The sequence below is a fragment of the Neisseria sp. HMSC03D10 genome (assembly GCF_001807625.1).
In the GTDB taxonomy this organism is placed as follows: domain Bacteria; phylum Pseudomonadota; class Gammaproteobacteria; order Burkholderiales; family Neisseriaceae; genus Neisseria; species Neisseria mucosa.
Window position 1 is genome coordinate 1 of record NZ_KV789555.1, and the last position, 12,634, is coordinate 12,634.

11 protein-coding genes and 1 tRNA gene are annotated in these 12,634 nt (G+C 50.8%); 3 read left to right on the forward strand and 9 right to left on the reverse strand.

Going from position 1 to position 12,634, the window contains the following annotated elements; genetic code table 11:
- Positions 1 to 105: 105 nt before the first annotated feature.
- Entirely contained in the window at positions 106 to 978 is an 873-nt protein-coding gene (locus tag HMPREF3066_RS07435; protein ID WP_070441723.1) for a pirin family protein, read from the reverse strand.
- Positions 979 to 1,141: 163 nt separating this feature from the next.
- On the opposite strand from HMPREF3066_RS07435, the gene HMPREF3066_RS07440 reads away from it, so the two are divergent.
- Together HMPREF3066_RS07440 and HMPREF3066_RS07445 are read left to right on the forward strand one after the other, a co-directional pair.
- A complete protein-coding gene (locus HMPREF3066_RS07440; protein ID WP_070441726.1) occupies positions 1,142 to 1,498 on the forward strand; it encodes a winged helix-turn-helix transcriptional regulator in 357 nt (118 codons plus the stop codon).
- Between the two features lie 124 nt (positions 1,499 to 1,622).
- A complete protein-coding gene (locus HMPREF3066_RS07445; protein WP_039407323.1) occupies positions 1,623 to 2,108 on the forward strand; it encodes a DUF4189 domain-containing protein in 486 nt (161 codons plus the stop codon).
- Between the two features lie 113 nt (positions 2,109 to 2,221).
- Here the strand turns inward: HMPREF3066_RS07445 and HMPREF3066_RS07450 are convergent, their stop codons facing one another.
- The 5 genes from HMPREF3066_RS07450 to HMPREF3066_RS07470 form a co-directional block, all read right to left on the reverse strand.
- Entirely contained in the window at positions 2,222 to 2,788 is a 567-nt protein-coding gene (locus HMPREF3066_RS07450) for a peptidylprolyl isomerase (RefSeq protein ID WP_070441729.1), read from the reverse strand.
- Positions 2,789 to 2,937: 149 nt separating this feature from the next.
- Complete coding sequence (locus HMPREF3066_RS07455; RefSeq protein WP_039407246.1) at positions 2,938 to 3,501, reverse strand: YceI family protein; 564 nt, start codon at positions 3,499 to 3,501, stop codon at positions 2,938 to 2,940.
- 161 nt (positions 3,502 to 3,662) lie between these two features.
- A complete protein-coding gene (locus HMPREF3066_RS07460; protein WP_070441734.1) occupies positions 3,663 to 6,110 on the reverse strand; it encodes a DNA translocase FtsK in 2,448 nt (815 codons plus the stop codon).
- Positions 6,111 to 6,280: 170 nt separating this feature from the next.
- On the reverse strand, positions 6,281 to 7,645 hold the full coding sequence (locus HMPREF3066_RS07465; protein WP_049227110.1) for a sodium-dependent transporter: 1,365 nt from the start codon (positions 7,643 to 7,645) through the stop codon (positions 6,281 to 6,283).
- Between the two features lie 286 nt (positions 7,646 to 7,931).
- Positions 7,932 to 8,008: transfer RNA gene (locus tag HMPREF3066_RS07470), tRNA-Pro, on the reverse strand.
- Between the two features lie 269 nt (positions 8,009 to 8,277).
- Between HMPREF3066_RS07470 and HMPREF3066_RS07475 the strand changes: the two genes are divergently transcribed.
- Positions 8,278 to 8,751 (forward strand): FxsA family protein, encoded by a 474-nt coding sequence (locus tag HMPREF3066_RS07475; protein ID WP_070441738.1) that lies wholly within the window; start codon positions 8,278 to 8,280, stop codon positions 8,749 to 8,751.
- A gap of 91 nt (positions 8,752 to 8,842) precedes the next feature.
- On the opposite strand, the gene HMPREF3066_RS07480 is transcribed toward HMPREF3066_RS07475, so the two are convergent.
- From HMPREF3066_RS07480 to HMPREF3066_RS07490, 3 genes are all read right to left on the reverse strand, one after another.
- Positions 8,843 to 9,403 (reverse strand): hypothetical protein, encoded by a 561-nt coding sequence (locus tag HMPREF3066_RS07480; RefSeq protein WP_049227115.1) that lies wholly within the window; start codon positions 9,401 to 9,403, stop codon positions 8,843 to 8,845.
- Positions 9,404 to 9,530: 127 nt separating this feature from the next.
- On the reverse strand, positions 9,531 to 10,031 hold the full coding sequence (locus tag HMPREF3066_RS07485; RefSeq protein WP_070441741.1) for a hypothetical protein: 501 nt from the start codon (positions 10,029 to 10,031) through the stop codon (positions 9,531 to 9,533).
- A gap of 477 nt (positions 10,032 to 10,508) precedes the next feature.
- Positions 10,509 to 12,419: an alpha-amylase family protein gene (locus tag HMPREF3066_RS07490; RefSeq protein ID WP_060974389.1), complete on the reverse strand. Its 1,911-nt coding sequence runs from the start codon at positions 12,417 to 12,419 to the stop codon at positions 10,509 to 10,511.
- Between the last annotated feature and the right edge of the window lie 215 nt (positions 12,420 to 12,634).

The following is a 12,634-nucleotide window of genomic DNA, read 5'->3' on the forward strand; positions in this document are numbered from 1 at the left end:
CTTGTCCTGATTTAAATTTAATCCACTATAATGAAACGCGTGATCTCCGTTTCAGCACAAGAAGTCTGCCTGTGGATACAGCCTATTTTGTTTCGGCGCAGAGGCTCAATCGATGCTTCCAAATTTGCCGCTTTTGAAATCGCTGATGGCTTGGCGGATTTCTTCGGCGGTGTTCATCACAAACGGGCCATAGCCGACGACAGGTTCGTCAATTGGGACGCCGGAGAGCAAAAGGATTTTGACTTCTTCGCTGCCGGCTTCTATGTGTACGTTGCCGCCGCTTTTCTCAAAGCCGACCAATTGTCCTGCGCCTGCCTGCTCTTTGCCGTTTAGGGTAACGTTGCCCCGCAGGACGACCATAGACAGGTTGTGGGTTTCGGGTATTTCCAATACGGCTTTTTTACCGGCATTCAAAACGATGTCCCAGACGTTCATTTCGGTGAAGGTGTCGGCTGCGCCTTTTACGCCTTTATATTCTCCTGCAATCAGCCGCAGGCAGCCTGCCTCGTCAGGGAACTCAACCACGGGGATACCGGTTTTGGCGAGATGCTGATAGCGCGGCGGCGTGTTTTTGTCTTTGGCGGGCAGGTTGACCCAAAGTTGGACCATTTCAAACAGTCCGCCTTGTTTGCTGAAGTTTTCGGAGTGGAATTCTTCATGGATGATGCCCGAACCTGCGGTCATCCATTGCACGTCGCCTTCGTAAATGATGCCGCCTCCGCCGCTGGAGTCGCGGTGTGCCACTTCGCCGTGGTAGGCGATGGTAACGGTTTCAAAGCCTTTGTGCGGGTGTTGGCCGACACCGCGCGGGCTGCGGGCTTCGTTGGGGGAGAATTCATAGGGTGCGGCGTAGTCGAGCATCAGGAAAGGGTTGGTGCCGCGGTCGTCCCCCATGTGGGAGAACAAGGGTTGGACGAGGAAGCCGTCGCCGACCCAGTGTTGGCTGTTTGCACGGTAGACTTGTTTGACGTTGCGCATGATGAGGTTCCTTCTTGTGGGGTCGTCTGAAACCTTTTCAGACGACCTTTGTGTAATGAAATTAATAATGTCGTGGTTGCTATACTTTGTTGCGTGTATTATATGGGGTACAAACTTATTAACAAGTACGCACAATTTTTATACTGTCATTCGGAGGTCAATAATGGCGGAAACAGAACCGACACACGGCGCCTGCTGTCCGGTCATTAATACTTTGGATATTATCGGCGGCAAGTGGAAGGTGTTGATTTTATATTATTTACACGGGGAAACCCGACGATTCAACGAGTTGCAGCGTCTGCTGGCAGGCGTTACCCAGCGGATGTTGACGTTGCAGCTGCGCGAGTTGGAGTACGACGGTATTGTCCATCGCGAAGCGTATCCGCAGGTGCCGCCGAAGGTGGAGTATTCGCTGACCGCGTTCGGGCAGACATTGATGCCCGTCATTGAGGCGATGCACCGCTGGGGCGAGCAATATGCCGCAGAATGTGTGAAACACAGAAAGCAGCCGCAGGAATAAGTCGTTTCAGACGACCTTTAGTCCGTCCGAGCAGGACAAGGTCGTCTGAAAGGGGCATATATCATGCCGTTCTTTTGTTTTATAATGACAACAGCCGATGTAAATAAAGTAATCAGGGATGAATATGAAAAAAACAGTTATTGCATTGCTTCTTGCCGTATGTGCAGGTACTGCGGGGGCGGCGGATACTTATGGCTACTTGGTCATGTGGCAGAATCCTGCGGATGGCGGCAGTGCCGTACAGCTTAAAACAACCAAAGAAAATGCTTCGCAACTGGAAGCAAATGCCGAATTGGAGGCTTTCTGCCGCGCACAAGATACACTTTCGGGCGTTCAGCAGGGGCAGGCGACGGGGTGTAAGTCGGTTATTCCGCTTCACAATACCTGCATTGCGCTCGCTTATCCGAAAGCGCAAGGCGGTCTGACGGCGGAAAATGTAGTTGCCATTACTTCTCCGCGTTTTAAAAGCGTCCATCAGACTGCGTTGAACCAATGTATTAAAAAATATGGGACGCAAGGTCAATGTGGTTTGGAAATTGCGTATTGTACGTCCGCTGATTTGTATGGCGGTCAGGTCAGGGCGTTTTGGAACCGCTTGAAATCGTTGTAAGTCATTGAGTTAATTTTTATGGTATAGCCGTTTAAAACAAAAAAAGGTCGTCTGAAAATAGGATTCTGTTATTTCGATTTTTCAGACGGCCTTTTTATTTGGATTCGCGATATTTATTGAGTGACGGTTATACGTTTGATAATAATGGGTTTGATTGGGACGTTTTGATGGAAGCCGCGTGTTTCAGTCGGCGTTTTGCTGATTTGGCGTACGACATCCATGCCCGAGGTTACTTTGCCGAAGACGGCATAGCCGTAGCCTTGCGGGGTTTTGTTTTTGAAGTTGAGGAATGTATTGTCGGCAGTGTTGATGAAGAACTGGCTGGTGGCGGAATTAGGATCGCCGGTACGCGCCATGGCGATGGTGCCGACAGTGTTTTTTAAGCCGTTGTCCGCTTCGTTGATGACGGCTTTGTCCGTGGCTTTTGGGGCAAGGTCCGGGGTAAAGCCGCCGCCTTGGATCATGAAGCCGTCGATAACGCGGTGGAAGACGGTGTTGTCGTAAAAGCCTTTGCGGGCGTAGCTGACGAAGTTGGCGACGGTTTTGGGTGCTTTGGTTTCGTCGAGCGACAGGCTGATGTTGCCCATATTGGTTTCGATGACGGCGCGTGTCTCGGCTTGGGCGTTGAAGGCTGCGACAAGGGCAAGGGCGGCGAAAGTGAGTTTGAGGGTTTTGTTCATTTGAGTGTTTCTCGTAGTGTGAAAATTAAACGTTATTATCGCGGATTTTATGTGAAATCTCTAAAAGGCGTTGTGAAATATTTTAAGGTCGTCTGAAAACGGATACAGTAAACTTCGTTTTCAGACGACCTTATGTGTTGCGCAGTGGCTTATTGTTTGGCTGCTTCGATTTGGATGTCGATGCGGACGTTTTTGGTCATGCCTGCATCAACCAGATAGTCCACGCCCCATTTGGTGCGGTCGATGGTGGTGCTGAAGTCGCCGCCGCAAACTTCGGTTTTCGCCATCGGGCTTTGGTAGCAGTTGAATTTTTCGGCTTTGAGTTTGACGGGGGCGGTTTTGCCGTGCATGGTCAGGTTGCCGTCAACGGAGAGCAGTTTTTTGCCGTTGAAGTTGAATTTGGTGGAAACGAAGCGGATGTTCGGGTATTTGGCGGCGTCGAAGATGTCGGCGGATTTCAGGTGGTCGGTGAAGTGTTGCGAACCGCTTTGCAGGTTGGCGACGGGGATGGTGATGTCGATTTTGCCGGTGCGTTTGGCTTGGTCGAAATCGACGGAACCGGTCAGACCGTAAAAACCGCCGACGTTGGTGCTGGTGTTGAAGTGGTCGATGGCGAAACGGGCGTTGGCGTGGTATTCGTCCACTTTGTAGGTGGCGGCGGAGGCTGTACCGATGGCTGCTGCTGCGAGTGCGGCGAAGATGATTTTTTTCATGATTCTTGTCCTTTGTGTGAGGTTATGAAGATGTTTATCTTAACATAGGAAAGGATGAGAATCATTTCTTAAGGGTGAATGGTAGATTTACTTATGTTTAATAAAAAGGCCGTCTGAAACCGATATTTCGGTTTTCAGACGACCTTTGGTAATTACAAGGATTACAACTGGTCTTTTTGCGCCAAAATCCTGCGGCTGCCGTTGATGTCTGCGGGGGAAACGACACCGGCGTTTTCAAGCGCTTCCATCAGATTGGCGGCGCGGTTGTAGCCGATGCGCAACTGGCGTTGCAGGGAGGAGATGGAAGTTTTTTTGCTTTCCAAAATGTAGGCGACGGCTTGGTCGAACAGTTCGTCGCTGCCTGCATTCGGATTGACGATGTTGGTGGTTTCCAGCGCGGCTTCACCGCTGAGCAAACCTTCGACATAGTCGGCGGGGGCTTGCGATTTGACGTAGTTGACGACTTGATGCACCTCGTCGTCTGAAACAAACGCGCCTTGCAGGCGGGTCGGCTCGGCGCTGCCCGGTTGCAGGAACAGGGAGTCGCCGTATTTCAGCAATTCGTCCGCGCCCATTTGGTCGAGGATGGTACGGCTGTCGATTTTGCTTTGTACGGTAAACGCCATGCGCGTCGGGATATTCGCTTTAATCAAGCCGGTGACGACATCGACGCTCGGTCGTTGGGTCGCGACAATCATATGGATACCGGCGGCACGCGCTTTTTGGGCGAGGCGGGCGATTTGTTGCTCGACGGCTTTGCGTTCGGTCATCATCAGGTCTGCCAACTCGTCGATAACGACCACAATCATCGGCAGTTTTTCCAGCGGCTCGGGATCGTCCGGATTCAGGCTGAACGGGTTGGGCATGGGTTTGCCCGATGCTTTGGCGGCTTCGACTTTTTGGTTGAAGCCTTCCAAGTTGCGCACGCCGGCGTGGGAAAGCAGACGGTAGCGTTTTTCCATTTCGGCGACACACCAGTTCAACGCCTGCCCTGCTTCGCGCATATCGGTAACGACCGGGCAGAGCAAGTGCGGAATGCCGTCGTAAATGCTCAATTCGAGCATTTTCGGGTCAATCATGATGAAGCGGACTTCGTCGGGCGTGGCTTTGAAAAGCATGGACATAATCATGCCGTTCACGCCGACGGATTTGCCCGAACCGGTCATACCGGCGACCAAAAGGTGCGGCATTTTTGCCAAATCGCCGACCACGGGCGTACCGGAAATGTCTTTACCCAACGCGACGGTCAGCTTGGATTTGGCTTCAGTAAACACGGGCGAAGACAAGATTTCGCTCAACATCACGTCTTGGCGTTTTTCGTTGGGCAACTCGATACCCATCGTGTTTTTGCCCGCGATGGTTTCCACGATGCGCACGGATTGCAGCGACATGGAACGCGCCAAATCTTTAGACAGGGCAACGATTTGGCTGCCTTTTATGCCTTGCGCGGGTTCGATTTCATAACGAGTAATCACAGGGCCGGAAGTGGCGGAAACGACTTGCACGCCGATGCCGAATTCTGCCAGCTTGGATTCAATCAATTCGGCAGTGCGCTCTAATTCGGCAGGATTGATGCTGACGGGTTCGCCGTTGGGCAGGCGCAGCAGGTTCATGCCGGGTTTGTGGTATTCGCCTGTTTGTTGCGGCTCGTTGTCTTCAAACAAAGAAGCCTGAATTTTGGGCGGCGGCGCGACGGAGACCGCGACGGATTTGCGGTTGCTGGTGCTGCCTGCAAGCGGGGCAACGGGCGTGGCGGTGATGTTTTTGGCTTCTTTCACCATGCGGCGGGTGTTTTCCGTTTCCAAGGCTTCGGCGGTCGAGCCGTCGTCCTTGCGTCTGCCCAATGCCTTTTTCAGACGACCCCAAATGCCTGAAAACAGGCTTTCGGTATTGCGTCCTGTTTTTGCCATCACTTCCAGCCAAGACACTTGCGCCAGCAAGGAAACAGAAAGCAGCAGCATGACGCACATAATCAGCAAGCTGCCGGATTTGCCCAGCAGCCAAGCCAAGCCCGAACCAGCCAAAGCGCCGACCAAACCGCCCGCACCGACAGGCAGGGTTTCGTCCAAAGTATTTTGAAGGGTGAAATATTCGAGAATCGGGCTGCACACCAAAAGCAGGAACAAAGCCAGCGCGGCAACGCCGTGGTTGTACGATTTGTAGTTTTCGCGCTTTTGCAGCGGGCGGAAATTTTTATAGAGGAAAACGCACGAAGCGGCGATCCACCACCAAAACGACAGACCAAAAAGATAATAGCCGACATCGGAAACATACGCACCAAACAGCCCGCCGAAATTGGCGATGTCGTCCGATTTCGGCACGCTGCGCGACCATGCGGGGTCGGTCATTTTGAAGCTGGCGAGGGAAATGGCAATGAAGACCGTCACCATCAGCCCGAAGAGCCACAGCGCGTCGTTAATCAGATTGACGACATGCTCGGGACGCGCTTTTTTTTCTTCATTTTTTTGCAGCGCTTTGGCAGCCTTCAAACGCTCGGAAACCTTGTTCGGCTCTGTCTGCGCCTTCGTTTGGCTTTGACGGAGCGTGCTCGGTTTGGCGTTTGTTTTGGCTTTAGTTTTTGATGCGGTTTTAGAGGATTTTGCGGTCATGGATGGATTTTTGATATTCGGTACAGGTCGTCTGAAAAGGGAAAACCGACGGGGAATCAATCCGTCGGGTGTAATGTGTGTTGGGTTCAAATTATACCGTATTTACCGTTTCTGATAAAACAAGGTCGTCTGAAAAGGTTTTCAGACGACCTTGTTGTCCTAATTAGACTTTAGAACAGGTTGCTGATAAAAATCAGCAAAATCACCAACGGCACGAGGTATTTCACATAGGCAAACCAAATATTGACCGTCGTATGGTTGCCTTTATAGAGCAATTCGTCTTTCGCTTCGTCCTTCATCACAAAACCGACAAACAGCGCGGAGCCGAGTGCAGTCAGCATAAACAAGATGTTGCCGCTGATGTAGTCAAAAGCATCGAAAATATTTTTGCCGAACACGGAAACGTCTTTCCACGGGCCATAGCTCAAAATGGACGGGATGTTGCCGAAGATGAAGATAGCAGCCAATACAATCGTAATCGCGGCAGTACGGCGGATTTTGGTTTTTTCCTGAATCGTCGTAATCAACACTTCATAAATCGTCAGCGAAGTCGTCAGCGCGGCAATCAGGAGCAGCGAGAAGAAAATCACGGCGAACACAGGTCCTGCCCACATATTCGAGAATACAATCGGCAAACTTTGGAATACCAAAGTCGGACCGGAATTGGGCGCGACGCCGAAGCTGAAGAGCGACGGGAAAATCATAAAGCCCGCCAGTACGGCGATGATGGTATTGGTAATTGCGGTAATGACTGCGGTTTGCACCAAATTTTCGTTTTTATCCAAATAGCTGGACAAGGTAATCATCACGCCGAAACCCAAGCTCAGTGCAAAAAATACTTGCCCCAAAACAAAGACGAAAAGTTCGGCGGTAATCTTGCTGAAATCAGGCTTCAGATAGAAAGTAATCCCTTCCATCGCGCCCGGCAGGGTAACGTTGCGCACGACCATGGCAATCAGGAACAAAAACAGCAGCGGCATCAGGTATTTCGCCGCTTTTTCAATACCGCCGATGACGCCTTTGACCAAAATCCATTGGTTCACAACGACAAACAAGAAAGTGTAGAACGCAATTTCCCAAGGGCTGTTTTCGATGTGTTCGGTAAAGAAGCTTTTCGTTAGTTCGCCGCTGACAGGGCTGGAAATATTCAGGTTTCCGCTAATAATATTAACGATATAGCTGATCACCCAGCCGCCGAGCACCATGTAATACGCCATAATGCCGAACGAGCCGAGCAAGCCCATCCAGCCGACCAGTTTCCAAATTTTAGCGACAGGTTTGCCGTTCAACGAGCCGCCGAACGCATCCAGTGCGTTCACACCTTTGCGCCGTCCGATAACGTTTTCCACCAAAATCATCGGAATACCGATAACAAACATGGCGATACAGAATAAAAACACATACGCGCCGCCGCCGTTTTCACCGACCAAATACGGGAAACGCCACGTCGCGCCGAAGCCGACAGTCGCGCCGGCAACGGTAAGGATATAAGTCAAACGGTTGGACCAAGTTTGACGGGGTTGGTTGGAAGACATAAAACACCATCTGCCTTATTGAGAAAACTTGAAATTATACGCGAACGGATTAACGGTTCTTAACTGAATATCAAAAAGCAGTATAGTGAAAATATCTAGGAATTTTGTATTTTTCAGGGGAAAACCATAAAGACAAAGGTCGTCTGAAAACAAAACAGGGGATATAGCTGGATACACTAGAAAACCATTGTCATTTTCCACCCTATTAAAATGTCAGGATTCAGACTTAAAACCACGATATGAAAAAACCTGCTTTGATCATGCAATCAAAGCAGGTTTTTATATTTGGTCGGAATGAGAGGATTCGAACCTCCGACCCCTTCGTCCCGAACGAAGTGCGCTACCGGGCTGCGCTACATTCCGAATAAGCAGGCATTATAGAGGAATTTTCGGCAGGATGCACGGATTTTGTCGGAGAAACTGTCGGGATTCGGATAAATATTTGGATAATAAACATCTTATCGATATATCTATCGGCTTGGGTTTGAAAAGGTGGGAAATACTTACCGTTTTTCACATTTTCCTTGCTTGAAAGCAGGGATTTTATCTTTATGTTAGTATCCGCTATGGCTTCGAATATAAATACGGATTGGTCAGAATCGCTTCGGCTTAGAGATTAAGGAACAGTAATTATGCAATTTTTCGGTATCGGTTTTTTAGTTTTGATTTTTTTGGAAATCATGTCGATTGTCTGGGTTGCCGACTGGCTTGGCGGCAGCGTGGCGTTGCTGCTGATGGTCGTCAGTTTCGTATCCGGCGTATTTATGCTGCGCAATACGGGTCTTTCCGGCATTTTACTGGCAGGGGCGACGATACGGAGCGGAGGAAAGGTTTCGCTTTATCAGATGCTGTGGCCGATACGCTATGCTGTGGCAGCGGTGTGCCTGATGAGTCCGGGCTTTATTTCGACGGGATTGGCATTATTGCTGTTGTTGCCGTTTAAAGGTCGCCCGGTTGTGCAAGCGGAGACGGATGGGAATATATTTGGGCAGCGGCCGTTTTCAACTAAAGCACAAGATGATGATGTGATTGAGGGCGAATATACGGTAACGGGTGAAGATTCGGATACGAAGCATCAGGCTTACATCGAACATAAAAAAGATTGAGATACGGAATCTGTCAGCCGGAATGGTTGGCTTGAAATAAAAAGGTCGTCTGAAAATATTTTCAGACGACCTTTTTGTCATTGTTGCCGACTTAACGGCGACGACCGAATCCTCGACCCATCGGGCGGCGGTAGTTGGAAGGTTGTTGGGTGGTTTGGCGGTAGCGGGGTTGTTGTTGAGCCTGCTGTGCAGGGATGCTGCGGGTATTCAGTTGCTGGCTGGTACGGCCGTTGGGACGGGCCGATTGGTAGTAATGGGTACGGGCGCGCTGTGCAATCGGGCTGTTTTGATTGTTCGCACGGGTGAATTTGTTTGCCAGTGCGTTACCGATAAATGCGCCTGCGGCTGTACCGATTAGGCTTTGAAGCAGCCAGCTTCCTGTGGATTGGTCGTAAATATATTGTTGTCCGTCTTTGCCGGTAACGGGTTGGCCATTGTTGCCGTTGGCTTGCGCTTCGGCAGGGATGGTGTCTTGTACGGCTTCGGGAGTGAGTTGGTAAACGGTATTGTCCTGCTGGCCGTTTTGTTGTGCCAATTGTTGTTGCAGGGATTCGATTTGTTTTTGCTGCTGTTCAAGCTGTGCTTGCGTATTGTCTTTGCAGGCGGCAAGGGCGAAAGCGGAGAGCGCGGCTAAGGCGATAATTTTTTTCATTGTTGTGTGTTTCCTTGGTCGGTTGTCATTAATGCCGTCTTATGTAAGTCGGCGGCATGGTTCTAAGCGCGTGGCCTGCCTGCCATATGGTGTGTTTTGGGGATTTATCAAGCAAGGTTGCTCTTTTTTACAATGGGAGTTTCGGTAGTTTGGCTGCAAAAGCAAGGCTGTCGGCAACAATATTTCCTTGAGGTTTCACTTCGTGTTCGGTTTCCATAATAAGCAGTTTGTCGGGGCGGCGGGCGTGCAGGCTCATGTGCATTTCCGCGGGGGAGAAGGGGAGGTGATGGTGTTTGGCAAATGTTTGTGCGCGCTGATTGGCGGTTTTGAGCATGGGCATCAGAGTGATGTCGAGATGAAAGCGGCGAACACCCAAAATAAGGATGCGTGCGGCGAAGAAGTCGGCTTCTTCTGTAAACACGGCGGGACTGTTGCAATTGAAGTCGTGGCGTTCGGCCGCAATCAATGTGGCGAGAGAGCGGATTTGTGGAATCAAGGCCTCGCTGATAAGGTCTGAGGTTTGGGGAATGGTATCGTCTGAAAATGTGTTGTGGCTGTTGCCGTCAACAATCATATGGCAGCGGTGAAGGGTTTGTGGATGTCTTTGGATATTTGCAGAGAGGTTCATGGCTTTTCCTTTATTGGTATCTATTCGCATCGTGTATCGGGATTGGCGGCCATGAAGGGTATAAAAAAAGCCGCTCAATCAGGGCGGCTCTTGTTTTGCTGTTCATTTCCGTCTGTTTCAGACAAGCGCAAAAAAGTACCGCACATTTGTGTGGTACCAATAGAAGAATGCGTTTGAATGCTTAGCGGTTTGCATGACGGTATTTTGCTGGATATTGAATATATATGCGCTGAATTCTAAATCAGAAAGTCGAATAATTTCAATACTTGATGGATAAATTTGATTAATAATTTTTCAACTTTTTGTAATTAATGGAATTTATTTTTAAGCTGTGTATGGAAAGGCGCATTGTATGCGGATGTTGGGGAAAGTATCATCGCTTGGGTAGGTTTGATGCCTTATATTTTAAATAGGTCGTCTGAAAACGGGCAATGCCGGTTTTCAGACGACCTTTGCGTTTTTAAGCTGCTTGAATCATCAGGCGATTTCGAGCCACATCACTTGGTAGGGGCGCAGCACCAAATCCTGATTCAATGCCACGGTTTCGCCGCTGATGAGGTCTTTGGCGCGGGCGGGCATGGCTTGCAGGGTGTGCGCGCTGATGGTTTGCGGGTGTTCGCTGAAGTTGCCGAACGCCAACAGCGCGTTGTTGCGGATGTAGCCGATGATGTGTTTGTTGTTGGTGTTGAAGGTAACCAGACGGCCGCCGTTCAAACGCGGGTTGTTTTGGCGGATGTCTATCATGTGGCGCAGGCCTTGATAGATTTGTCCTGCCGCGGTTGACGGGTCGTGGCGCTGTTCGTATAACTCGGCGTTGTAACGCGGACGGTGCGCCCAGCGGCTGTCGTCGCTCTTGTTGCTGTCGTTTGACCAGTCGTCGTCGTTGAGCGTGCCGACTTCGTCGCCGAGATAAATCAGGGGCAGGCCGCCGGTACTCAGGGCGATGCTGTACAAGAGTTTGATGCGGTCAACGGCGTGTGGGTCGTGTTGCGCCAAACCTGCCAAGGCGGCGGCAGTACCGCTGACGCGGCAGTCGCCGGTATTGGGGTTGTATTGGAAGGGGACGCCGCGCGCGAAGCTGCCGTCGAAATGGTTGACGAAGAAGCGGTTGAGGAATTGGCGGTGGTCGTAGCCGTGGATGCCGAACTGCCATGCGTCTTCGTCGGCGAACGTCCAGCCGATGTCGTCATGGCTGCGGACGTAGTTGACCCACGCGGTATGGTCGGGCAGGTTGTGGCGGTAGGAGAGGGCTTGGTGGAGCAGGTTGACTTCGCGGGTGGCGAGGGTGTTCCACAACAATGCCATTTGCAGCGGGTTGTAGCCGATTTGGCATTCGTCTTGTCCGATGTATTGGACGACTTGGTCGGGGTGGACGATGGCTTCGGATTTGAAGAACACGGCAGGTGCGGCGATGCGCATGACGGCGTTGAACGCGCGGATTAAGGCGTGGGCTTGCGGCAGGTTTTCGCAATCCGTACCCATTTGTTTCCAAATGAAGGCAACGGCGTCCATACGCAGGATGTCGACGCCCAGATTGGCGAGGAACATCATTTCGCCGGCCATGGCGCGGAATACCCATGGATTGCTGTAATTCAAATCCCATTGGAAGGAATTGAACGTCGTCCATACCCAGCGTCCGTCTTCCAATTGGGAGAAGCCGCCCGGATGCTGGTCGGGGAAGATTTCGCGTAGGGTGCGGTCGTATTGGTCGGGCATCCAGCGGTCGGGGAAGATATAGTAGAAATTGTCGAAAAGCGGATCGCCGGCGGCGCAGCGTTTCGCCCATTCGTGTTCGTTGGACGTGTGGTTGAAGATGAAATCGACGACGGCGGAAATACCCGCTTCGTGCAGCGCGGCAATGACATCGCGCAAGTCGTCTATCGTACCCAAAGCCGGATTGACGTCGCGGTAGCTGCTGACCGCATAGCCGCCGTCGCTTTTGCCTTCAGGGCATTTAAACAGCGGCATCATGTGCAGATAAGTCAGCCCCAGCTCTTGAAAATAAGGGATTTTGGCTTTCAAGCCTTTCAAATCGCCTGCGAACAAATCGACATAACACACGCCGCCGACCTGTTTATTCGACAAAATCCAATCGGGGTCATTCTCACGCGCGGCATCGATGGCTTTCAGAGACTTGTCGCGTTGGGAATAGCTTTGCCATGCTTGGGCAATCAGTTGTTCCAGCATGGGCAGGACGGCTTCGTTGTCGTTGTAAACATTGTCCAGTTCGTGCATCAGCTTGGGGAAATGCTCGTTCAAACGCCGGTCAAACTGTTTCCAGTCTTCGGAAGCTTCGACGGTCGCACGCTGTTTGGGGCTATATTCTGCCAAGGCGCGCTCTTTGAGATGATGCAGGGTCAAATCGACCTGTTGGGTCTGGGTCAACATGATGTTTACTCCGAGTTGAGGTTGGATTTGTTTGGAAGCCTGATTCCGGCGGGAACATTGGCCGGAGACAGGCTTATCATACTTTAAGAAACTGCTTGTGAACAGGGTTTGGAGAGGAGTAACCGTATTGTTTTATGTGGAATTTTTTTAAACCTAGGGCGGCGGGTGTGTTTGGGGTAACTGTATATATAGTCAATTAAAAACAAAATGGTACA

What these genes read in the sequence shown, in the direction of transcription:
- HMPREF3066_RS07435 (WP_070441723.1), bottom strand. Translation starts at nt 978, where the DNA reads ATGCGCAACGTCAAACAAGTCTACCGTGCAAACAGCCAACACTGGGTC.
- HMPREF3066_RS07440 (WP_070441726.1), top strand. Translation starts at nt 1,142, where the DNA reads ATGGCGGAAACAGAACCGACACACGGCGCCTGCTGTCCGGTCATTAAT.
- HMPREF3066_RS07445 (WP_039407323.1), top strand. Translation starts at nt 1,623, where the DNA reads ATGAAAAAAACAGTTATTGCATTGCTTCTTGCCGTATGTGCAGGTACT.
- HMPREF3066_RS07450 (WP_070441729.1), bottom strand. Translation starts at nt 2,788, where the DNA reads ATGAACAAAACCCTCAAACTCACTTTCGCCGCCCTTGCCCTTGTCGCA.
- HMPREF3066_RS07455 (WP_039407246.1), bottom strand. Translation starts at nt 3,501, where the DNA reads ATGAAAAAAATCATCTTCGCCGCACTCGCAGCAGCAGCCATCGGTACA.
- HMPREF3066_RS07460 (WP_070441734.1), bottom strand. Translation starts at nt 6,110, where the DNA reads ATGACCGCAAAATCCTCTAAAACCGCATCAAAAACTAAAGCCAAAACA.
- HMPREF3066_RS07465 (WP_049227110.1), bottom strand. Translation starts at nt 7,645, where the DNA reads ATGTCTTCCAACCAACCCCGTCAAACTTGGTCCAACCGTTTGACTTAT.
- HMPREF3066_RS07475 (WP_070441738.1), top strand. Translation starts at nt 8,278, where the DNA reads ATGCAATTTTTCGGTATCGGTTTTTTAGTTTTGATTTTTTTGGAAATC.
- HMPREF3066_RS07480 (WP_049227115.1), bottom strand. Translation starts at nt 9,403, where the DNA reads ATGAAAAAAATTATCGCCTTAGCCGCGCTCTCCGCTTTCGCCCTTGCC.
- HMPREF3066_RS07485 (WP_070441741.1), bottom strand. Translation starts at nt 10,031, where the DNA reads ATGAACCTCTCTGCAAATATCCAAAGACATCCACAAACCCTTCACCGC.
- HMPREF3066_RS07490 (WP_060974389.1), bottom strand. Translation starts at nt 12,419, where the DNA reads ATGTTGACCCAGACCCAACAGGTCGATTTGACCCTGCATCATCTCAAA.